The organism is Paenibacillus intestini, from assembly GCF_030803945.1.
GTDB classification, from domain to species: Bacteria; Bacillota; Bacilli; order Paenibacillales; family Paenibacillaceae; genus Paenibacillus; species Paenibacillus polysaccharolyticus.
Genome location: NZ_JAURUN010000006.1, coordinates 114,270 through 137,560, shown reverse-complemented (window position 1 = coordinate 137,560; position 23,291 = coordinate 114,270). Strand labels below are relative to the sequence as shown.

Annotated in this window: 16 protein-coding genes; 14 read left to right on the top strand and 2 right to left on the bottom strand. The window is 45.6% G+C overall.

Translation table 11 applies throughout. From position 1 onward, the window contains the following. The first annotated feature begins 173 nt into the window (after positions 1-173). The 10 genes from J2T16_RS17345 (at position 174) to J2T16_RS17300 (ending at position 14,846) form a co-directional block, all read left to right on the top strand. The gene (locus tag J2T16_RS17345) at positions 174-716 is read left to right on the top strand and encodes a phage holin family protein (RefSeq protein ID WP_260510764.1); all 543 of its coding nucleotides are present in this window, start codon (positions 174-176) and stop codon (positions 714-716) included. A gap of 263 nt (positions 717-979) precedes the next feature. Continuing rightward, on the top strand, positions 980-1,960 hold the full coding sequence (locus tag J2T16_RS17340; protein ID WP_221787801.1) for a glycoside hydrolase family 25 protein: 981 nt from the start codon (positions 980-982) through the stop codon (positions 1,958-1,960). An 831-nt stretch (positions 1,961-2,791) separates the two neighbouring features. After that, positions 2,792-4,441 (top strand): ABC transporter substrate-binding protein, encoded by a 1,650-nt coding sequence (locus J2T16_RS17335; protein ID WP_499018889.1) that lies wholly within the window; start codon positions 2,792-2,794, stop codon positions 4,439-4,441. A 189-nt stretch (positions 4,442-4,630) separates the two neighbouring features. After that, complete coding sequence (locus J2T16_RS17330; RefSeq protein WP_499018887.1) at positions 4,631-5,635, top strand: ABC transporter permease; 1,005 nt, start codon at positions 4,631-4,633, stop codon at positions 5,633-5,635. Positions 5,636-5,768: 133 nt separating this feature from the next. Then, positions 5,769-6,668 (top strand): nickel transporter permease, encoded by a 900-nt coding sequence (gene nikC / locus J2T16_RS17325; RefSeq protein WP_499018884.1) that lies wholly within the window; start codon positions 5,769-5,771, stop codon positions 6,666-6,668. A gap of 340 nt (positions 6,669-7,008) precedes the next feature. Continuing rightward, complete coding sequence (gene htpG, locus J2T16_RS17320; protein ID WP_499018882.1) at positions 7,009-8,892, top strand: molecular chaperone HtpG; 1,884 nt, start codon at positions 7,009-7,011, stop codon at positions 8,890-8,892. Positions 8,893-9,193: 301 nt separating this feature from the next. After that, positions 9,194-10,609, top strand: a complete 1,416-nt coding sequence (locus J2T16_RS17315; protein ID WP_499018880.1) for a deoxyguanosinetriphosphate triphosphohydrolase family protein — start codon at positions 9,194-9,196, stop codon at positions 10,607-10,609. A gap of 44 nt (positions 10,610-10,653) precedes the next feature. After that, a complete protein-coding gene (locus J2T16_RS17310) occupies positions 10,654-11,712 on the top strand; it encodes an MsnO8 family LLM class oxidoreductase (protein ID WP_499018878.1) in 1,059 nt (352 codons plus the stop codon). A gap of 292 nt (positions 11,713-12,004) precedes the next feature. Next, positions 12,005-13,717 (top strand): HAMP domain-containing methyl-accepting chemotaxis protein, encoded by a 1,713-nt coding sequence (locus J2T16_RS17305; protein ID WP_499018876.1) that lies wholly within the window; start codon positions 12,005-12,007, stop codon positions 13,715-13,717. A 181-nt stretch (positions 13,718-13,898) separates the two neighbouring features. Further along, positions 13,899-14,846: a TRM11 family SAM-dependent methyltransferase gene (locus J2T16_RS17300; RefSeq protein ID WP_499018875.1), complete on the top strand. Its 948-nt coding sequence runs from the start codon at positions 13,899-13,901 to the stop codon at positions 14,844-14,846. A gap of 150 nt (positions 14,847-14,996) precedes the next feature. Here J2T16_RS17300 and J2T16_RS17295 read toward each other — a convergent pair whose 3' ends face one another. Next, positions 14,997-15,953, bottom strand: coding sequence for a D-2-hydroxyacid dehydrogenase (locus tag J2T16_RS17295; protein WP_499018873.1), 957 nt, complete (start codon positions 15,951-15,953; stop codon positions 14,997-14,999). A 199-nt stretch (positions 15,954-16,152) separates the two neighbouring features. Here J2T16_RS17295 and thpR point away from each other — a divergent pair, with 199 nt between their 5' ends. After that, positions 16,153-16,755 carry an RNA 2',3'-cyclic phosphodiesterase gene (gene thpR, locus J2T16_RS17290; protein ID WP_499018871.1) on the top strand — a complete coding sequence of 201 codons (603 nt, stop codon included), beginning with the start codon at positions 16,153-16,155 and terminating at the stop codon, positions 16,753-16,755. Between the two features lie 130 nt (positions 16,756-16,885). Continuing rightward, positions 16,886-17,743 (top strand): cell wall hydrolase, encoded by an 858-nt coding sequence (locus J2T16_RS17285; protein ID WP_221787810.1) that lies wholly within the window; start codon positions 16,886-16,888, stop codon positions 17,741-17,743. A gap of 289 nt (positions 17,744-18,032) precedes the next feature. On the opposite strand, the gene J2T16_RS17280 is transcribed toward J2T16_RS17285, so the two are convergent. Further along, on the bottom strand, positions 18,033-19,250 hold the full coding sequence (locus J2T16_RS17280; RefSeq protein WP_154958554.1) for an MGDG synthase family glycosyltransferase: 1,218 nt from the start codon (positions 19,248-19,250) through the stop codon (positions 18,033-18,035). A 409-nt stretch (positions 19,251-19,659) separates the two neighbouring features. On the opposite strand from J2T16_RS17280, the gene J2T16_RS17275 reads away from it, so the two are divergent. Both J2T16_RS17275 and J2T16_RS17270 read left to right on the top strand, forming a co-directional pair. Next, on the top strand, positions 19,660-20,250 hold the full coding sequence (locus J2T16_RS17275; RefSeq protein ID WP_090918298.1) for a TetR/AcrR family transcriptional regulator: 591 nt from the start codon (positions 19,660-19,662) through the stop codon (positions 20,248-20,250). A 158-nt stretch (positions 20,251-20,408) separates the two neighbouring features. Further along, positions 20,409-22,691, top strand: a complete 2,283-nt coding sequence (locus tag J2T16_RS17270; protein WP_499018869.1) for a YhgE/Pip family protein — start codon at positions 20,409-20,411, stop codon at positions 22,689-22,691. Positions 22,692-23,291 lie beyond the last annotated feature (600 nt).

Here is a 23,291-nt window from a genome sequence, read left to right as displayed (position 1 = left end):
GTGAGACTATGTTAGCTGTATACGTAATGATGATTAATAAAAAATTGATTGAGCTACACCAAGTTCCAGAGAGTAGTCGAAGTCAGGTGGCTGTACTATTGGAATCAGCCAATACAGACGATTAAGGATAAGATAAGTCGTTTTATGAATACAAAACAAAAGGAGGTGAAGCCATGGAACGATGGGACACCCTATGGAAATGGGGGATTGCGGTGATGAGTAGCTCGGCATCCTACTTCTTTGGAGGCTGGTCAGGGGTGCTCGGTGTATTGCTAGTCTTTGTCATCTTCGATTACCTGACAGGTATCGCGGCGGCGGGAATGACAGGCAAGCTTGAGAGTAATATTGGATTGTTTGGCATTGCACGAAAGGTATTTATATTTGCAATGGTATCGGTGGCTCATCTGGTGGACGGTGTTCTGGGAGACGGACATTTGTTCAGGGATGCGGTCGCCTTTTTTTATATTGCGAATGAGTTGTTGTCCATCATTGAAAATGGGGGCAAACTGGGTGCTCCGATCCCTCCTGTCATTCGGCAGGCGATTCAAGTGCTCAAAGGAAAGGCGGGGGAAGATGTGTTATCTTCTCCGTTGCCACATCCCCCTCCGTCGTTGGATCATTCCGAAGGCGAAATTGATCATCCTCCAGAAAATGAGCAATCCAAAGAAAAAGCCACGGATCAAGAGAATTCAGATAATAAGAAAAGCACAGCGTAACAATAAGAAAAGCACCCAACGGGTGCTTTCTTTACTTTCAGTCGTCACTCTGTATTTATCTTGCTTACAGATTATTGGTTCAACTTAATAATAAGATCGTAGTAGTATTTGAGCTGTTCCAAATAGGAGTTTTCTTTCATAAGGCTAGCTCGGTATTCTGGGTCATACATCGTACAACAAGGGACACGCACACAAGCAATCTTCAACCCGTCCGCATTTACTAAATACAAACGGCAACTAGCCGAATAAAGGGTGTGAGAAATTTGCAAAATAGAACCCAGGGCAATACGCAGGGCATTGATGTCTCCAGGTATCAGGGCAATATCGACTGGGCGAAGGTAAAGGCAAGCGGCATGACCTTTGTGTTTATCAAAGCAACCGAAGGGCGGACATATATCGATCCGAATTTTCAGAAAAATGTAAACGGTGCGCTTACGGCGGGCATGATGGTGGGAACCTATCATTTCTTCCGCGGAACGACTGTCGAGATTGCGAGGGCAGAAGCGGCACATTATGCCAATACGCTGAACCAGATCGGGGGAGCCAAGGCTCTGCAATTGCCACCGGTTATGGATTACGAGAACAATCCCGGCAATCTGAGCAAAGCCCAGATGAATACGGTAGCCAAAGCCTTTTTAACAGAATTGCAACGTCTCACAGGTGTAAAACCGATCATATATACAGGCAATTCATTTGCTAGCAATTTCGATGCTTCTTTGGGCTCGTACGATCTGTGGGTTGCGCGTTACAGCACGACACGTGTACCGGATGCTCAGCCGGCATGGAAGCGCTGGACGTTCTGGCAGTATACGGATTCAGGTAAGGTGAACGGTATTAGCGGAAATGTAGACATGAATGAATTCGAGGGAACAGCAGCGCAGCTTAGAGCGAGATATGCGGCGGCTACGCCAAACCCAAGTCCTACGAATCCAACCAATCCGACTAATCCTGGTAACCCGTCGAACCCGACTACACCACCGAATCCGAATCCACCAACTGTACCACCGAAAGGAGGCGAACCAATGACAGCCGAAGAGAAAGCTGCGTTTGATGCGCTGAAAGCACAGGTTGATCGTTTGCAAGCGCGTCAGCAGATGGAGGTCCCTGTCTGGGCGAAGGCTGCTGTAGATGCTGCTCTGGCCTATGATGCCAAAAATCCGTTGTTTAGCATCGATAACGGTGCGAGCTACGATTTTTATCGTTTTATTACCGTGATGCACCGTAGAGGTTTGTTTAAAAAGTGAATCAAATCAGGTTATAAGCAAGACTGATTATTTACACAACAATGGTTATTCCGTTATCAGGTGCTTAGTGTAAGCAAATTTAGTTTTACTTCAATAGAACAGATTTGACTGTGGAGGAAAAGCAGGGAACATGAGCTATTTTGTCGAGCTATGTTCCTTTTTTTGTACATAATGTCACTAATTCTGACGCGTGTGATAAACTTAAAAACGTATGTCTGTAAAGTTCTTGTCTAATTGGTAAATGTGATGTAAAGTAAGTTACACGAAAATGTTTTTCACCACGATTTAATACTCAAACCTCCTCATCATGACAAAACCATAACATGAAAAGTTATTGTAGTGTCGATCTGTTCTATTCTTTTTTCTACCCATAAATCGAATTAAATCTAATTCATACTTCATGAAGACAAACTCACGGAACAAAGTCCCAAGGCCAACATTTGTGTTCTATTTTTGTACCCATTCAAGGGCAGATTTGCTGTTTCGAATTGACCTTGGTTCAAATAGATGCATCGCCCTATCTCAGAATGCTAGAAGTTTTATACTCTAACGCTGCTGATCCGTTGATCTGTGTTTTTCAATGGTTCTACATCTATGGTACGCTCTCACTCTGCTAATTAACTTGTGTCCAAATTCTCAGCACTCTAACACAGGTATCACAGGCATATAAAGCCTTTAATAGATGATACAAGAATTTAAAGATTATAACTAGGGATAATCTGATGACTAGCTAGCACCACCACATCATCGCACGCACGGCCAGAGGTACCGTTTTTCGGTCGCAATCATCACACACATTATGAGACAGGGAAGGGTGTTGTACGTATGCGAATGAGAAAAAAATGGATGTCCGGTTTTCTGACTTTGGCACTGAGTACCGTACTTGTGTTATCTGGCTGCTCCAGCAGCAAAGATGGCGGGGAAGGAACGCCGGCACCTGCGGAAGGTAATGAACCTCCAACAGAAGCAGCCGCCCAGGATACGATGATTATGGGACGCGGAGGAGATTCGGTTGCGCTTGACCCTTCGATTGTAACGGATGGAGAATCCCTCAAGATCGGGCATCAGGTATTTGATTCGCTCCTCGATTACAAAGAGGGCGGAACCGAAGTGGTTCCGGCGCTGGCCGAGAGCTGGGAAATTTCCGCGGACGGGCTGAAGTATGTATTTAAGCTAAAATCCGGGGTGAAGTTCCATGATGGAACTGACTTTAACGCAGATGCCGTAGTGTTTAATTTTAATCGCTGGAGCGATCCGGCAAGTGAATATAAATTCGAAGGTGATTCCTTCGACTATTATGATTCCATGTTTGGGCCAGATGGCGCGCGTGTGATCAAGGAAGTGAAGGCACTCGATGAATCGACAGTAGAGTTTACCCTGAACCAGCCACAAGCTCCTTTCCTGCAAAATATTGCGATGACTCCGTTTGGCATTGGCAGTCCGGCCGCCATTCAGGAGAAGAAAGAAAACTTCAAGAGTGAGCCTGTCGGCACCGGCCCGTTTGTCTTCAAAGAGTGGAAGCGGAACGACTCGATCACGCTGGAGAAAAATGCAGACTATTGGAGGGAGGGTTTCCCGAAGCTGAACAAAGTGATCGTACGCTCCATCCCGGATAACACCGCTCGTTTCAATGCATTGCAAAATGGCGAGATCGATATTATGGAAGATCTGAATCCGGATGATCTGAGCATTCTGGAGGGCAACAGCGAATTGCAGAAGATTGAACGTCCGCCGTTCAACGTGGCATATATCGGGTTTAATTTCAAGAAAAAACCGTTTGATAACGTGAAAGTCAGACAAGCCCTGAACCACGCCGTGAACAAACAAGCGATCATCGATGCGTTCTTTGCCGGACAGGCAGAGCCTGCGGTGAACCCGATGCCACCTACGCTGTGGGGTTACAACGATGAGATCGAAGATTACGCCTATGATCTGGAAAAAGCAAAAGCGTTGCTGGCCGAAGCCGGCTTCCCTGACGGATTGCCAGATCCGGTAACATTTTATGCCATGCCGGTATCCCGCCCGTACATGCCTGATGGCAAGAAGGTAGCAGAAGCGATTCAGGCTGATTTTGAGAAAATCGGTGTCAAAACAACGATCGAATCTCCGGAGTGGGCGACCTATCTGGAAGATTCCAAAGCCGGGGAGAAGGATGATATGTACATGCTCGGCTGGACAGGGGACAACGGTGACCCGGATAACTTCCTGTATACCCTTTTGGACAAAGATGCCATTCCAGGCAACAACCGCAGCTACTATGTCAACGAAGAGTTACACACGTTGCTCACGAAAGCGCAAACAGAGACGGATCAGGGTAAGCGCGCCGAACTGTACAAACAGGCTCAGGTGATCATCAAGGAAGACGCACCGTGGATTCCGCTTGTGCACACCACACCGATTCTCGCTGGGAAAGCGAGCCTGAAAGGTTTTGTAACCTCCCCGCTGGGAACGGAATCGTACGTGGGGGCTTATTTTGAATAAATTTCTTGAGTGAAAATAAATGAAACGCAAGTGTTAAACCAAGTTATGCGCTGGCGGACATGCAATGCTTATTAGATTCTACATCCGGGTCGTGACGAGCCAAAGCATACGTGTTTGCCAGCGCTATTTCTATGATTTAGCCAAAGTTGAAATCATGCAGATGAACCCTTTAGGGCAGGTGATCTGGAAGTGAACAGCTATATTGTCAAACGTGTGCTGGTACTGCTGCCCGTTTTGCTGGGCATGACGTTGATCGTTTTTTCCATCATCCATGCAATACCCGGTGATCCGGCCGAGACGATTCTGGGGCAAAAAGCAACGGAACAATCCAAGCAAGCTCTCCGGGATCAGCTCGGACTGGACAAACCCTGGTTCCAGCAATATTTCGCCTATCTAGGCGACTTGCTGAAAGGAGATCTGGGCACATCTATTCGCACCAAGGTAGCTATTGCCCAGGAAATCGTGCCTTATCTGACAGCGACACTCGAACTTACGATGGCAAGTATGTTGTTTGCTGTCATTATTGGTGTGAATGCAGGGATTGTCAGTGCTTGGAAGCACAACTCCTGGTTTGATTACTGCTGCATGGTAATTGCACTTGTAGGGGTATCCATGCCGATTTTTTGGCTCGGGTTGATGGAGCAATGGCTGTTTGCTAACAAACTGCAATGGCTACCGTCCATTGGACGAATGAACGCACGTGATCCGGTGGATGCGATTACAGGTTTGTATGTGCTGGACACGATGCTTGCAGGACGCTGGGATCAGCTGTGGACGGTGACCAAACATCTGATTCTGCCAAGTGTAGCACTGGGTACCATTCCGATGGCTGTGATTGCGCGCATGACACGTTCCAGCATGCTGGAAGTGATGAGTTCCGATTATATTCGTACCGCCAAGGCGAAAGGATTGGGGCCGTTTTTTGTCGTATACGGGCACGCGCTGAAAAATGCATTTATCCCCGTGCTGACTGTTATCGGCATTCAAACGGGGTCTCTGCTGGGTGGAGCTGTGCTGACGGAAACGATTTTTGCCTGGCCGGGTGTAGGGCGTTACATATATGAAGCGATTAGTTCACGGGACTATCCTGTGATTCAGAGCGGAATCCTGATCGTGGCTTTCTTTTTTGTATTGATTAATCTGATCGTAGATTTGCTCTATGCGGTGTTTGACCCAAGAATCAGTTACAAGTAGGGAAGATAGCGTAGCATATCGAAGCAACCTGCGATACAACGATAAAGCCCCCGGTGGCTAGATTACTTTTCTGTTCTGTATAAGTAATCTGTTCATCTCTTTCATTATCTAAGTTCAGCAAAGGAGAACCTGTATGGCCAAATTGTCGACCAATACCGGACAAACCGTTGACCCAGTCAGCGCGAGTAGATCGGGTCCCTGGCGTGAGGCGTGGAGGACGTTTCGGCGGAATCGGCTTGCGTTGGCAGGCTTAATCATTATTCTTTTTTTCATCGTATTAGCCTTCCTTGCCCCCTATATTGCGCCCTATGATTACAAAGAGCAGGTGCTACAGGACAGGCTTCAAGCTCCGTCGGCTGAGCACTGGTTCGGAACGGATGACCTGGGACGGGATGTGTTTTCCCGTGTAATTCATGGCGCAAGAATATCGTTGTGGGTTGGATTTTTCTCCGTCATTGGGTCTATTGTTGCTGGAGCACTTCTTGGACTGGTTGCGGGCTTCTATGGAAAATGGGCGGACATGTTGATCTCGCGTCTGTTTGATATTTTGCTTGCATTTCCGGGCATCTTGCTGGCGATCGCGATTGTCGCGATTCTGGGCCCCTCTTTGCAGAATGCGTTGCTCGCCATTGCGATCGTGAATATTCCAACGTATGGACGGTTGGTGAGATCGCGTGTACTTAGCTTGCGGCAGGAAGAGTTTATTACATCGGCACGGACATTGGGAGCGGGGAACGGACGAATCTTGTTTCGACACATTTTGCCAAACAGTCTGACGCCACTTATTGTGCAAGGTACACTCGGAATCGGTACAGCGATTATCGAGGCAGCGGCGCTCGGATTTCTAGGTATGGGGGCGCAGCCACCGGACCCGGAGTGGGGCAAGATGCTTTCGGATTCACGTCAGTACATCCAAAAGGCTCCGTGGACGCTCATCTTTCCCGGTCTTTCCATTATGCTGACGGTACTTGGTTTCAATCTGATGGGCGATGGCCTGCGTGACACTCTTGACCCAAAGATGGCGAAGAAATAACCGATTTCACCCAACCGTCCCGAATTTCAATTCGTGGCGGTTTTTGTGTTGCTGGAGTAAGTACGTTACACTGGGAAGAGTGGTTGTCCGTATAGAAGTTTAATCGGTTTTTTACAGAATGAAATCCATGATTTTGTTAAAATAACCGTCTTCGTATTGACACCCAATTTTCCCATATGTTATATAAAAAGAAGGGTTTAGCACTCTGAGTCTTTGAGTGCTAACAAATGAAGCTAATATACACCACTACATATGGAATGGTTCAGTCGTATATGGCTCAGCTTGCCTATGTACTCAACTGAATCATTTGATACCCAAATTCGAAAGGAGCACTTCATTCATGGCGGTTAAAAAAGAATTTCAGGCAGAATCCAAACGTTTGCTGGATATGATGATCAACTCCATTTACACACAGAAAGAAATTTTCCTCAGAGAACTGATCTCCAACTCCAGTGATGCCATCGACAAAATATATTACAGAGCATTGACGGACGACACGCTCGTTTTCAACAAAGAGGACTACTATATCAAGCTTACCATTGACAAGGAAAACCGCACACTTACCCTTACCGATACCGGGATTGGTATGACACAGGAAGAGCTGGAGAACAACCTCGGAGTCATTGCGAAGAGTGGTTCCCTGGCATTCAAAAAAGAAAACGAAGCCAAAGACGGCCATAACATTATCGGTCAATTCGGGGTAGGTTTCTACTCGGCGTTCATGGTGGCGGACAAGCTTACGGTAACGAGTAAAACGCTGGGCAGCAACGAAGCTTGGAAATGGGAATCCGAAGGTGCTGACGGGTACACGATTACACCTGCGGAAAAAGATACCGTGGGTACAGAAATCGTTCTAACGATTAAACAAAATACCGAAGAAGACTCATATGACGAGTTTTTGGAAGAGTACCGCTTGAGATCCATCATCAAGAAATACTCTGACTTCATTCGTTATCCAATTAAAATGGATGTGACCAATCACCGTCCGAAGGAAGGTACGGAGAACGAGTTCGAGGATTACAAGGAAGAACAAACGGTCAACAGCATGGTGCCGATCTGGCGTAAAAATAAAAGCGAACTGACCGAAGAAGACTACACCAACTTCTATATGGAGAAACGGTACGGTTTTGACAAACCGCTGAAACATCTGCACATTAGCGCGGACGGCGCTGTAGTGTACAATGCGATCCTGTTTATTCCGGAGAATACACCGTTTGACTACTATACAAAAGAGTATGAAAAAGGTCTGGAGTTATACTCCAACGGCGTATTGATCATGGATAAGTGCGGCGACCTGTTGCCAGATTACTTTGGTTTTGTCAAAGGGATGGTGGATTCCGAGGATCTATCTCTGAACATCTCACGTGAGATGCTTCAACACGACCGCCAGCTTAGCCTGATTGCGAAGAATATCAAAAACAAAATCAAAGGCCAACTGCAAAGCCTGCTCAAAGACGAGCGCGAGAACTACGAGAAGTTCTATCAAGCGTTTGGTCGTCAGCTGAAGTACGGCGTATACAGCGATTATGGCGCAAACAAAGACACACTGCAGGATTTGTTGCTGTTCACGTCTTCTAAAGAGAGCAAGCTGGTGAGCCTGGACGAATACGTCTCCAGAATGCCGGAAGATCAGAAGTACATCTACTATGCTGCGGGTGAGTCCATCAGCCGAATCGAGAAACTGCCTCAGATCGAGGGTGTATTGGAAAAAGGGTACGAAGTGCTCTACTTCACCGACGATATCGATGAATTCGCGATCAAGATGATCACGAATTACAAGGAAAAAGAGTTCAAATCGATCTCCAGTGGCGATCTCGGTATTGAAGACAGTGCGGAGAAAGAAGAGACTGAAGCGCAGGACAATGACAACAAAGAATTGTTCGAAGTGATGCAGGCACAGCTGGAGGGCAAAGTTAAAGCGGTGAAAGCGTCCAAACGCCTTCGTAGCCATCCGGTTTGCTTGTCCACCGAGGGTGATTTGACGATTGAGATGGAGAAAGTATTGAAAGCTATGCCGAACAGCGGCGATGTTCAAGCGGACAAAGTGCTGGAGATCAACGTGAACCATGATGTGTTCAAATCGTTGAAAGACGCTTTTGCACAGGATAAAGAGAAGCTCAGCCTGTATACCAGCCTCTTGTATCACCAAGCGTTACTGATTGAGGGATTGCCGATTCAAGACCCGGTAGAGTTTACGAATGATATCTGCAAGGTGATGGTGTAAGTCTGCTAGATTTAAAACTTCATTTGAAGTCTAACCCGACAAGACGTTATTCGTCTGTCGGGTTTTCTTTACTATTCTGGTGCCAGTATACCGGATGCCATTCACCGGCTCAACGATCGACGTACAGTTCTTCATTCTATGCACAGACAGTAGTCTTGCAGGGTATAATATACATAGAGAGGACTGTGCATCGTATGTTGATGTAAGAAGAGATGACATGACAGACGGATTTTGCTTTTCGAAACCGCAGATGTTGTGTATAATCACTCAAAATAGAGACAGTCGGCTAGGAGTGATCTACATGCAATGGCATGATCTGAGAGAACATAGACAATACCCTGAACTTACCAAGCTGGAGGGCTCTCGTGCAGCGTATGAGCGAGACTATTCCCGATTGATTCATTCCCCAACGTTCCGGAGACTGCAAGGCAAATCGCAAGTGTTTGGCGCAGGTACGGGCGATTATTACCGGACACGTCTGACCCATTCCCTTGAGGTGGCACAGATTGCGCGAGAAGCGGCGAGAAGCCTGTTGCGTCATTACCCGGAGGTAGATTGGGGCCGGGCAGAGAACCCCGGTCTGATTATCGATTCGGAAGTTGTAGAATGTGCAGCGATCGCACATGACTTTGGTCATCCACCTTTTGGACATAAAGGGGAAGAAGTGCTCGATGGCATTTTGGATGATCTGATCAACAGTGAGACGAAGAAGATTATGAAAAAAAGTCGGGCCGCCAAAACACCTAAGGCTGAGTCTGACGTACGAGCGGAGCTCAAACGGAAATATGAGCATTTTGAAGGCAACGCACATAACTTCCGCCTGATCATGTATTTGGAGAAACGTGAAGATATCGACGGACTGAACTTGTCGGATGCTGTGCTGCTAGGGATTAATAAGTATCCGTACCCTGGAACAGAGAGCAAGAAAGGCATGTATCACCACGAGTGGCAGTACATTCGTGAGATTCGGGAGCGCTGGAACATCCCGGCAGGCAAGAAAACGCTCGAAGCACAACTGATGGATCTATGCGATGATATTGCGTACTCCGCACATGATCTGGAGGATGGCATCAAGGCAGGCAAAATCGAGGTGCATGAGCATTTTCTGCAAGACCAGCATATTAACCGGCTCATCGTAGACAAAATTACTACACTTGAAGATCTGTTCTGGAAGGGCTGGGCAAGAGAGGCAATCGCGGAAAAAGTGGAAGAAGTTCTCGCATCGTTTCTGCGCATCTGGAATGAGAAAATGCCTTTCTGCGAGCATGATTACTCGCGTACTCGTCGTGAGGTGAAGGCTTATTGGGTCAGTCTTTTTGTAGGAAGTCTAGGAGTCATTGATGACGGGGATTGGAAAAAGGTAACCTTTGTCCGCGAAGGCGTAGAGGACCTCGACATGCTACGCACCGTGAGTGTACTCAAGAGTTTCGCCTGGGTGACGATGATTCGGGATTTGCGCGTGCAACGCCTGCAGAAGCGCAGTGAGTGGATGATTAAACGGCTCTGGGATGCCTTTCTCGATCCGGAAACGTCAAAATCCATCATTCCTTCCGATTGGTTGCAACGATATGAGAAGGATCAAGCCAAAGCGCAGCCGATCTGGACTTGGGAGCATATGGTGATTGATTATATTGCAGGCATGACCGATGCATTCGCCGAGAAAATTTATAATGAGCTTTACGGCCTGAAGGTCGGTTCGATCTACGATCTGGACTAGGTGCAAAATCAAAGAGAGGCAAGAGATCAAAGGAGTTGTACAGTGTGGTTGCAAATTTAAGTGAAACCTTTACTGAGAGCTTAGGTGCCAGCACACAAGATTGTTCTGGAGAAAAATTCAGTCTCGGCGTGCTGGATCTCGTTCCTAGACTGAACGGTGCATCCGCAGAACAAGCACTTCAGCAAGCATTGCTTTTGGCTCAACATGCTGAGGCATGGGGTTACACACGATATTGGACGTCTGAGCATCATGATATGCCTGAACTTGCTTCGGCTTCTCCTGAGGTGTTGCTATCTCATATTGGTGCAAAGACAGATACCATTCTGCTTGGGTCGGGAGCTGTCCTGCTTCCGCATTATAGTCCACTCAAGGTTGCAGAGTCGTTCCGTCTGCTGGCTTCACTCTATCCGGGACGGATCGAGCTCGGGTTAGGACGTGCTCCTGGCGGAGGGCCTCATGCAACGATGGCGCTCAGTGGCAATTATTTGCAACATGTCTCGAACCTTCCCGCCAAACTGGCTTCGCTTACCGAATTGCTGGAAGACCGTTTTACGTATGAGGATGTTCCGGTTACAGCGCGTCCAGTTCCAGAAATTCCATTATCCTTATGGATGCTAGGGACCAATGTCAAAAGCGCAGTATATGCTGCGAAATTTGGTATGGGTTATGTTTTTGGACAGTTCATGAGTGATTCGGATGGAACTCAGGCTGTACGCCGCTATCGTGAGGAATTCGTGCCTAGTGCTGGGCTGAAGGAACCAGAAGTGATGGTGGCGCTCAGTGCAATGTGTGCGGCAACGGAGAACGATGCTTTAAGGTGGAGTCGTGAGATTGAGAACCAGCGTCAGGAAAGTCGTGAAGAGCACACAAATGAGCGAGATACCAACGTGGGTATTGTCAAGGCTAACCCTCAGAGTTTTTTTGTCCATAAAGAGGACAACGAGGTGAAGCGGCATATTGCTGGCACACCCGAACAAGTATGGCAGTACATTCGGCAAGCAGGGCAGAGGCTTAATACCAACCAGATACTCTTGGTAACGGCTGGTCCTGATTATGAACGTAGGCTGGAGTCCTACCGCTTGTTAAAATCTAGAATGAGTTAAAGGGCAAATTGAATCTAACTAAACCTGATCAAGTGTTAGGGGGATGTTAAGATGGCGATGAGTTGCAGATCTGAATCATACAGATGTTGCAGCTCATTTTTAATTCGATAAAGTTCAACAAAATTTCATAGATTACAGCGTTTACCGACAAAAGAATGCTATAATACTTTATCGCTATAATGCAGATAAATATAGAAAAGTGTAATTTGCAAGGGGCCAATAGATGGCTTTTATTTGCGAGAAAAGCACTAAATTGTAAATGTGGCGAAAGTTGTCATGAGGGGGAAATTATATGTTTAGCCGATTTAAAATCAAGAGCATCGGTCTGCGTATCAGCATCGCATTTTATCTGTTAATCCTCTGTTTAATTATTCTGAGTGTTACCATCATTGGCCGGATGAATTCAATTGAGGCTAACACAAATGACATTACAGGTAATTGGATGCCTTCGATCCAGAAGATCAACCAATTAAATTATTCAACCGAACATGTTTTGTCACTGAGTTATCGTTACTTTGACGCTGAGGAAGCGGACAAGTCCAAAATTAACGAAGAGCGCACTAAATATATTCGTGAAACTGCACAGACGATTGCCATCTACGATAAACAGGCGAAGTCTGCAGAAGAGAATGAGCACTGGACAGCGTTTAAGAGTAAATGGGAAGACTATCTTAAAATGAATGCACAAGCCATTCGGGTTAGTGACGAAGGACAGACTCAGCTTGCCAAAGAAGTAGCTGACAAAGGATCTGCTTCGTTTGATTTGATGCAGGTTGATCTGGATTATCTCGTCAATTACAACCAACAGCAATCCGATATTTCGGCAGCTCAAACCATTCGTTCTGTTCAAGATGGTAGGTTGTCTGTGCTCATAGGTGTGCTTGCGATGATTATCATCACTGCGATATTTGTTCCAATCATCCGCACACAGGTGGTTAAACCGTTGCTTCGTGTCATCAGTGCTGTTAAATTGATCGCGGAAGGTCAATTAAACGTGCAGGATGTACATACCAAACATGAAGATGAAGTGGGCGCTCTGGCGAAAGCAGTCAATGAGATGAAAGGTAACCTGACCTCAATGGTGATCAATGTAAGGCGTGTAGCTGAATCGGTGAATCGTCAGAGTAGCGAACTGGCCATTGCTTCGGAAGAAGTGAAGATCGGCAGTCAGCAAATTGCGATCACAATGGAGGAATCGGCTAAGGCGGCTGAGAGTCAGGCTCAGACCGCTGTGGAGTCGGCTCGCACAGTGGAAGATTTGAATAATCATATTCAGCAGCATGCGGAACAGGGGAATCAGCTTCGTATGATGTCCGATCAAGTGTTGGAGCAAGGGCAGAGCGGCCGCAAAGCGATGGAAGAATCCGTGCAACAGATGCAACAGATTGCTAGCGCAGTGTCTTCCTCAATGAGCAAAATGGAGCAGTTAAATCACAAAAATGAAGACATTTCCAAACTGGTTCTGGTAATTCATGACATCGCTCGTCAAACGAATTTGCTGGCGTTGAATGCTTCGATTGAGGCGGCACGGGCAGGAGAGAGTGGACGCGGTTTTGCCGTTGTCGCATCCGAGGTACGGAAGTTGTCTGAAGCCGTGCAGGCGTCTGTTGAAGAAATCACGACCATCACGCAAGATATTCAGCAGGATTCTCAAAGAGTAGTTAATGAACTGCGAGTAGGTGTTCAGGAGACAGAACTTGGGCAACAGCATGTGCTCACGTCAGGGGAGTTGTTCAGAACTATCAATACATCGGTTGAAGGTATGGTGGAGGTTATTGGTACCATGTCAGAAGGACTTTCAGGTATGGAACAGAGCAGTGGTCTGATGAATGACTTCAGTCAGCAGATTTCCGCAGTATCTCAACAATCGGCGGCCAGTGTAGAGGAAGTCTCTGCTTCGGCTGAGGAACAAGTCGGTTCTATGGAGACCATCAGCAGTAATATTCAAACGTTGAAGGAACTGTCTGATGATCTGCTCACATCCATTGAAAAATTAAAAGTATAAGCCGTTCTTTATAATAGAAGAAACAGGGTAAAACGATTGTTTGAAAAGGTGGATTTGTGTCCGGATTTCGAGTTTAAGACCAGGTCCTAAAATTAAAGTTGAAAGGGATATCCAGCAATGGGATCCCTTATTTTTTTGATTCAAACTTGAAAAGTACAACCAAGAAATGAGGATGATTATGATGGCAGCTACATATATATACATCTTTGCCTGTCATGAAAATGAACGTGAGTTATGCCATCTTGAATTGAGTACATTGCTTAAGTTGGATTCAGAAATACGCATTACCAGTGGTTCTTATATTAGGTCTGAGCGGTATATCCCGCCGGGAAGAAGTCCATTTATACATGGACGGCTGAATGTATTGGGTGAAGGAGACTCGATTACGGAGCTGCTCCCTATAGCTCGAAACATTCGTTTGCAGCAGGATGAGACATTTAAGGTAGTTTGTCTAAAAGCAGGAGATACGCCACCTGACTATGCTCAGGCACGGAAGTTTGAAAAAGAAGTCGGGATGTGCATCCATGGAAAAGCGCAGATGAAACAACCTAAAGTGACTTTCGGACTAATTAAAATAGGTCTAAAATGGATCTTGGGTCAGTGGACAGAAGCGGAAAAATCGTGGCAAAACCATCAGCAGAAGCCGCAAAACTACTCCACAGGCTTCGGTGTAACCTTAGCAAGGGCGCTGGTGAACGTTGCTGTTCCAGAGACGGAAAATCATCGTTTGCTGGATCCATGCTGTGGAATGGGAACGGTGGTCATTGAAGCTTTATCCATGGGAATTGATGCAGTAGGCAATGATCTTAATGCAATTGCTGTGCGCGGAGCAAAAGTTAATCTACCTCATTTCGGGTATGACGCCAATCGAATTACTTTGGGAGACATGAGGGATCTGGAAGGTGAGTATGATTCGGCAATTTTCGACATGCCCTATAATCTTTGTTCGGTTCTTCCCGATCAAGAACAGCGAGAGATGCTCCGGAAATTACGCAAGTTATGCAAACGAGCTATCGTCGTTTCCACAGAGTGGGTACAGGCTCACTTGCTGGAATCCGAATGGACGATAGAAAAGTACATAACGGTGCGTAAAGGCACATTTGTACGTCATGTCTGGGTGTGTATGTGATGATCTGGATGTGCATGTAATTATACGTTAGAGTGCATAATAAACACTCCACGAAGGAAGAAAGAATCCTTCGTGGAGTGTTTTTGTTCAGAATTCATCCAGAATGATCAAACATCATTTTGACAAGTTGCATGGGAACGGGTGTTTGTGTTAATATTTATGACTATAATCGACAAGATTGAGCGGAAGAGTTTTACCCGCAACGTAGGCTTCCAGATTTTTGATGAAAATATCGAGAGCGCGCTGCGTATATTGTTCTGTGCTTCCTGCAATGTGAGGTGTAATTAACACATTATCCATGCCCCATAGCGGGTGGTTTGCTGGAAGGGGTTCCTCTTCGAATACATCCAGAGCAGCGAAGGCAATTTTGTCGCTTTGCAGTGCGGCCAGCAATGCCTCCGTGTTTACGCTAGGGCCACGACCTACATTGACAAAACAGGCATCAGTCTTGAAATGGTTAAAGGTATTCTGATCGTAAATATGCCGGGTTTCATCGGTCAATGGCAGAATGTTAATCACATAGTCACCTTGGCTTAGAGCTTCATGCAGTCCAGACATATCATACATACGGTCAACATGGGGCACGTCTTTTCCTGAGCGTCGTACTCCAATTGTACGCATGCCTAGTGCTTTGAATACACGGGCTGTTTCGGTCCCAATCTCGCCGACTCCGACGATAACAGCTGTCTTACCATGTAACTCTGGCAGTGCTTTGCCGGGATTCTTCCATTCAGCCTGCTGCTGATACAGCATAGCTTGTCTTAGCCAGCGACTGTGGGATAACATCATGCCCAGAATGATTTCTGTAATGGGAATGGCATGAACGCCGTTGGCACTGGTCACCTGAATATTTTTTTGTTGTAGCTCCGCGAATGGGAGATTATCTACACCGGCTGACCAGACCTGAATCCATTTCAAAGGGCTGTCCTGATGCAGAGCATGTTCAGTTACAAGAGGAGACCAGCCCAGTATAATTTCGGCTTCTTTTAATTCGCTCGGATCCAGATCCTTGGCTTTACCCACTTTGATCGTGTATCCTGGCGCAGCCTGCTGGATCTGTTGCTGTTGTTCTTCGGATAGAGATGGAAAACATACGATTTTACCCATAATGTGTGTGCCTCCTGAGATCGATGAATTAGTCTTGTCAAGTGTATCAGATTCAGTGTATCCTGTGCATGTAAATGGAAAATTCAGGAACGGAGTCTGATATGCAAAATCTATATTGTGTGTCACTCTATGTTTACCCAGCTTGAAATGATATGCATAGTTATGGAATAATAGAGCGAACTTTAGAGAGGTGTATGCAATGAATGCCCCAAAAATTCAAGAACATGCATCCAGACGGGAACGTCTGTTTATTGCTGTGCGTCTGCCTGAATCTGTTCAGCAGTTTCTTCATATGCAGGCCAAGTTAATACGGAACAAGCTTGATTTTCGTAAGTGGACTGACCAAAGAGACTATCATATTACCTTGCAATTCCTGGGGGATACGTTGATGAGTGATGTCGGTCATCTTCGAGTAGCTTTGCACAACGTAGCCGCTGATTTTCATACGTTTGACCTGCAGCTATCGGAATGGGGAACGTTTGGTCTGGAGAAAACACCGAAAGTTCTCTGGAGAGGTGTTAACGGAGATGTAGAGCGATTACATCACTTACAGCAAAAAATTGTAGAGGCTACAAAAGATCTGGGTTTTGAAGCCGAGTTAAGACCTTACCGTCCACATGTTACTGTAGCCAGAAAATATCTTGGATCGCTTCCTGGTATGGATCATTCCGGAGTTTCCGAAATCGTTACAGAACATGCTTCTCATGGAAATTCATGGTCAGTAGACGGTTTTGTACTTTATGTGACAAGGCTTGGACAAACGCCAATGTATGAGACAGTGGATACGTTTTCATTTTCCTGAAAAACTTTTTAATACCATAAACTCACATTGACATTGTGTTTATCCCTATGTAATATTAGCCATCGTTATTCAAATTCTTTTTTTTTGGTTACTAAGATTAGGGAATTGTTTCGATAGGAGGAATCTTCGAATGGAAATTATAAGCAAGAATCGTTGGGTAGCACCGATGTTATCAGTGCTGCTTGTATGTATAGTGGGGGTAAATGTCGTTCAGGCGACGGGGAAATGGAATGAAGCGAGTGATAGTAAACAGATGACGGAGCTTGCGTCTTCGGCGCATAACAGCCCATCATTGCCGCAAGACCAGAGGCGAATGATGGAAGATGGGACAAGTCTATCTTCTGACACGTCTGGACAATCCGTAACATGGACTAATGCTTTGCCAGCAAAAAACTGGCTTTTGACTGCTCAGGAAGAGCGCGAGCAACAGGAAGCTGCGGCTAAACAAAAAGCCCAAGCTATCGCTACAGCCAAAGCCAAAAAAGAAGCTGCTCTGAAATTGGCTAAAATGGAACATGCCAAAGCGGCGGCTGCGATGTCAACTCCCCCCCAACAACTTTACTTTACGCGGACCAAACTTTTGAATCAGGAAGATGCGAAACTCGCAACCTGGTCTTACAGTGTGTCCGATAAAGAGCTGCATCTGCTACAAAAAATTGTCATGGCAGAAGCGGAAGGCGAACCGTACAAAGGCAAAGTGGCAGTTGCCAACGTTGTCTTAAACCGGCTGCGGTCAGCCAATTTTCCCGATACCATTTACAAGGTCATCCATCAAAAATCACAGTTCAGCCCTGTGGCGAATGGACGACTAAAACGGGTAACCCCGAATGAAGATAGCATCAAAGCTGTGAATGCTGCGCTGAACGGCCAGAAGGAAGTGTCTGATGATACGTATTATTTTTTATCTTTGACGCTTGCTGATGATCTGACAGTGGCTCGTACGAAGAAGGAAGTAAAAACGATTGGGCATCATACTTTTTACAAGTAAAGCACCTTAAAATTCTGCAAACAGGCAGGGTAGTTAACAATGTGAGTGTCACATAAACCCTGAATCATGTAAAAACGCAGTTTTATTTCGTCGTTTTTTTAAGTATCTTTGATTGTAATTTACCCATTTTTTTGGTAGATCATACGATGAAATGCAATAGAAATAAAAAAGGTTCCCTTTCATTTTCTGAAGGGGAACCTTTTTTGCTTTTTCGTATTCGTTTAAGCACTTGATTGATCGTGTATTGAATATTGCGTCCTGAGACCGATCCTAAGGCTCCTTAGAGGGATTATAAAGGCAGTCTGGTACCAGACAAAGGTCTGCTTGTAATGCCCGCTGAGAAACGCTCTAGAGACGTAGTTGTAACTTCTGTTGTTGCAGGGAAGAGTAAATCGTGAACAGCTTGAGCACAACAGGTTGGATCATAAGCTGGTGAATGTCCTGTTATATACCTTTTGTTCTTCTTAGGTAGACTACCTTGCTTGTGCTGATTTTCAGACAACTCCCGGAATCGATTCGTTATGACATCCTTAGAGTGAATGATCTCTCCATATCCGGCTTGTACAAAATATTCACAGTTCTCCTCTTCCTGTCCTGGCAGTGGAGGGATAAACAGCATCGGAAGGCCTTTAGCCATCGCTTCCGTACATGTCATGCCTCCTGGCTTGGTGATCAGGACGTCTGAAACATCCATGAGTCTGCTGACTTCCTTCGTGTATCCCAGAATACGGATGTTGGGATGCTGGAAGCAAGGAATTTCTTTCATTTTGTCGATCATCTTTTGGTTGCTTCCGAGGCAGAAGATTAATTGAACCCGGTCTGCCCAGGATGCGAGAGTTTTCATATGTTCCTCGTCAAAAGAAAGCCCCCAACCTCCCCCCATAAGCAGAGCTGTTGGCATATTCTGCAGTCCCATCTCTTCTCTGAGCTTGACCTTATCCCCGGACTCCCAAAAATCCGGATGCACAGGAATACCTGTAATCTGGATCTGCGAGGAAGGAACCCCCCGAATCTCTAACAGGGCTTTAACTTGCGGAGTGGATACGAGATATTTGTTTACCTCAGGGTTAATCCACGTTCCATGTACGTCATAATCAGTGATCAACGTGTAAAGCGGAATATTCAGTCCTTGACGTTTAAGTCTGGAAATAACCGCATTAGGAAACGGATGGGTACAGATTACAATATCCGGCTTCAACTGGGATACGACCTGCGCCGTCTGGGTATAGAAGATACGGTGCAACGCCAGTTTGGTTAAGCCGTTTAAAGATTTGTTGTACTGTGTGCGGTACAACAGGCTGACAAGTTTGGGTTGAACCGATAGTGTCTTTCGATATGCAGAAAAGATCAGTGGAGCGACGGTAGGATTCAAAAATTTCCCAAGTTCAATAACACGACTGTGAACATGAGGACTTACTTTTTTGATGCCATGTGCCAGAGCATGAGCCGCCTGTGTATGACCAGTACCGAATCCTTCTGATAATAAGAGCACTCTTGGTTTTCGCATGAGTTCACCTTTATTCATAAGTTTGAGTTAAAATTAAAATTTGAATGAGAACAGTTTCGTACGTTTTAAGTAGGGACAGTTATGCTAGGTTTGTTACTAATGAATATACAGCAAAACACGGAATCATGTTTCATCCAAAAATATTTACACCGTATAACCTGATTTGATACAACAAACTTCAGTTATATGCGGATTGTTTGAGTCATCTTACACTATAGACGACGACGCTGACAGTTTCCACTGCATTTCGGTTAAAAAATATTAATACATTTTTTTATTGTTAGGCTTGCATTCTTATTTTCAAGGTGATATTGTAGTTTTTGACCGAATGACCAATTTGTATTTTTGGTCATTTTATAGAGAGCGATGGAATTACCCGTCACATTATATGAAGCAAGGAGGGGATAAAATGGCTCCGATCGACAGGAGACAGCAGGTGATTCATGCAGCCGCCCAGTCGTTTGCCATGTTTGGATACAAAGCGACTACGATGGATCAAGTAGCCAAGATCGCCAATGTAGGCAAAGGCACGATCTACACCTTTTTCACCAATAAAGAACAGCTGTTTGATCAAATCCTGGTGGAAGTCATACAGGAGATGAAAAACATTGCGCAGCGTGAAGTGCATCAGGAAAGTGCTTTTTTTGATAATCTGTTTCGTGTGCTCGATGCGCTGTTGGAATTCCGCCGTGATCACGAGTTGCTCGTGAAGTTGTCACAGGAGTTGAAGGATTTTGGAACGTTACAGGCCAAAGAAGGTCTGGAAAAAGTCGAGAAGGTCATTTCCGATTTTCTGTCCCGTGAACTGGAGAAAGCCAGAGCTGGGGGAGAAATACGCGATTGCGATCCGCAAGTTGTTGCTTTTATGATGATTCGATTGTATATTGCATTAACTTCGGACTGGAGTAAACATCATGATCCGCTTAGCAAAGAGGAAATCAAGAACTACTTTCGTCTTTTCTTAATGGAAGGCATAGCTGCGATCAGTTCTGTTGATTGAAACTTGCTTGTCGAAAGACAAGTTTGTTTTTTGCTCTCAACTGACCGTTTGAGAGATTTGGTCATCACGTATTTCGGTAAAAATACCAGAGTTTTTCATTCTGTTTTCATATTGGTTATTCCTGCTGTCTAGCAGAGAGATTAAGGGGAGAAAATGACATGAAATCATTAAACGTGTTTTTCAAGGATTTGGGATCAGCCGTGAGAAACCCGAAGGTGTTGATCCCTGTAATTGCGATATTATTTATACCGATCCTGTACAGCGGCATTTATTTGGCGGCTTACTGGGACCCATACGGTCGTGTTGATAAACTCCCGGTAGCCGTAGTTAACCTTGATAAAGGAGCCGAACTGGAAGGGAAGTCACTTCATGTAGGTAAAGACCTTATTGACGAACTGAAGAAAAATAAAGATTTTAAATGGGACTTTGTGGGTGCTGCTCAGGCAAAGGACGGCATGCAAAACGACAAGTATTACATGCAGATTACGATTCCAGAGAACTTCTCGTCCCAAGCCACAACATTGCTGGATGATAAGCCTGCACCAGCGGACTTGATCTATGAGCCGAACGGTAATTACAACTTTGTAGGTGCGCAAATCGGTAAAACGGCAATTAAAGATCTGAAGGCTAAAGTTTCGGCCAAAGTTACAGAGTCTTATGCAGAGACGCTGTTAGATAAGTTCTCCGAAGTGTCGGATGGCTTGGCTGAAGCAGGCGACGGTGCCGGAGATTTGAAGACCGGTGCTGGAAAACTCGACGACGGTGCTGTGAAACTTAAAGATAATCTGGCTAAACTTGCATCCGGCACGTTGAAACTTCAGGATGGACTAGCTCCGTTAAGTGACGGAGTTACTGCGCTGCATAATGGAGCTTCCAAACTTGAAAATGGAACGACAAGTCTAGTTTCAGGTTTACAGCAACTTCATGAAGCAGCTACTGGGCAGCTTCAAAGTGGTGCTGACCAGTTGAAAGAAGGAAGCGACAAGCTGGCCTCCGGCCTGCAATCTTCATTGGATGGCACAAACAAGCTACAAGCAGGTCTGCAATCATCCGAACAAGGCAGTGCGAAGCTGTCTGACGGTCTGCAATCGGCAGTTCAGGGCAGTGGGATATTGGCAACCGGTCTGCAATCCGCTGTGGATGGTAGCAGTAAAGTTGCCGATGGCGCACAGGGAGTAGCAGCCGGATTGAAACAATTGGCCGCAAGCAACCCGGAACTGGCAGCAAGTGCCGATGTTCAAAAGCTGATAGCAGCGAGTCAGGCTGTTGCTGACGGCAGTACACAGCTACATGAGAGCGAGCAGAAGCTGGCACAAGGCGCGGATCAACTCCACCAAGGTAATCAGCAGCTGGCTGCTGGCGCAACTGAACTGCATGGAGGCCAACAACAACTGCTTGCAGGTGCAAGTCAACTGGTTGATGGACAGAAGCAACTGCTTGCAGGTGCTGGACAGCTTAGTCAGGGCGGAGCCAAACTCTCAGGCGGCTTGCAACAATTCAGTAGCAAATTAGGTGAAGCAGCTACAGGCGGTACACAACTGGCAACTGGTGCGAAACAGCTAGGTACAGGTACAGCAGCATTGCAGACAGGTGTTGGTAAACTTAGCGGCGGTGTTTCATCTCTGGCTGATGGTTCCAAGCAACTGGGTGACGGAGCTGGTAAACTGGCTAATGGTCTTACAGAACTGAAAGACGGTTCTGGTGAACTGGCAACGAAGCTTAAGGATGCTGCTCAGAAAACATCCAAAGTGAAGAAAACAGATGAAGTTGTCAATATGTTTGCAGAACCGGTTAGCTCTTCCGAGAACAAGGCAGAGAACGTAAGTAATTACGGAACAGGCATGACACCATTTTTCCTGTCCATCGGTCTGTTTGTAGGATCACTGATCTCTACCATCGTTCTGAAAATGCGTGAAACGTCTGTACCTGGAGCAACAGGCTGGAATCGTTTCGTAAGCCGCACACTGATATTTGGTTCGGTGAGCATCTTCCAGTCGGTTATTGTAGCAAGCTTTATGCTATACGGTCTCGGACTAGAGACAACTAGTACAGGACTGTTTTATCTGTTTACGATTATAACGGGTCTAACCTTCATGCTGATCGTTCAGGCGCTGGTTACTTGGCTAGATCTGCCTGGACGTTATGTAATCATCTTGTTATTGGTCTTCCAGCTTGCAGGAAGTGCGGGTACATTCCCAGTAGAACTGATTCCTTCATGGCTGCAATCCATTAGTCAGTGGCTACCAATGACACACAGCATTATGGGTCTCAGAGCCGTTGTCTCCAGCGGTAACTTCAATGTGATGTGGCATCAGGCTGAAATATTGAGCGTCTATGCAGCTATATCTGTGTTGCTTACGCTAACGTACTTCCTCCTGAACGGCCGACGTACTAAGAGAGAAGCTGAAGTTGCCGAAAGCGGTCAGCCTTTGACCGTATAATATTTAATGAAGCAAGACGACAATTCGCACAACTTTCTGCAAAAAAAAGTTAAAGCATATGTATCGAAATTATGCAATATAGTAGTCAAATAGTACAAATGGCCTGCGGCGCGAAATTAAGCTGCAGGCCATTTTGTATTCAATAGTATGAAAATAGAAAGTTATATTGGAAGCTGAAGCATGAAAATTGCGAAAATATGGTCAAACGTAGGCTGGATATGGAACGATTTTCTTTTATCAGCAATTAAAATCAGTTGTGCTCTGCTATAAAATGTGTATAATTATTCGAAAAAGAGATGTTTTTAAACGTCAATACACTAAAGCTGTACTGCAAAGCAATTCTTATCAGAGGTATTAAAAAGTTTAAATTGCGCTGATGTTAGGTCGGTGTTAAAATAATAGAACTATATCAAAAAACGTCGCTCCATCTTGAGTAGTCGTGCCAGCGGCTACATATTGTTGTATATATGCTGTTACCGGATCACCGGATTCAGTCCTTCGCAATAATCGCGGTCTTTACCGCAATACCAGGCTTACAACAGATGGCTCAAGCTATCACCTCTCCATCTCAGCAGGCAGGCTTATCGCAAGCGAAATGCC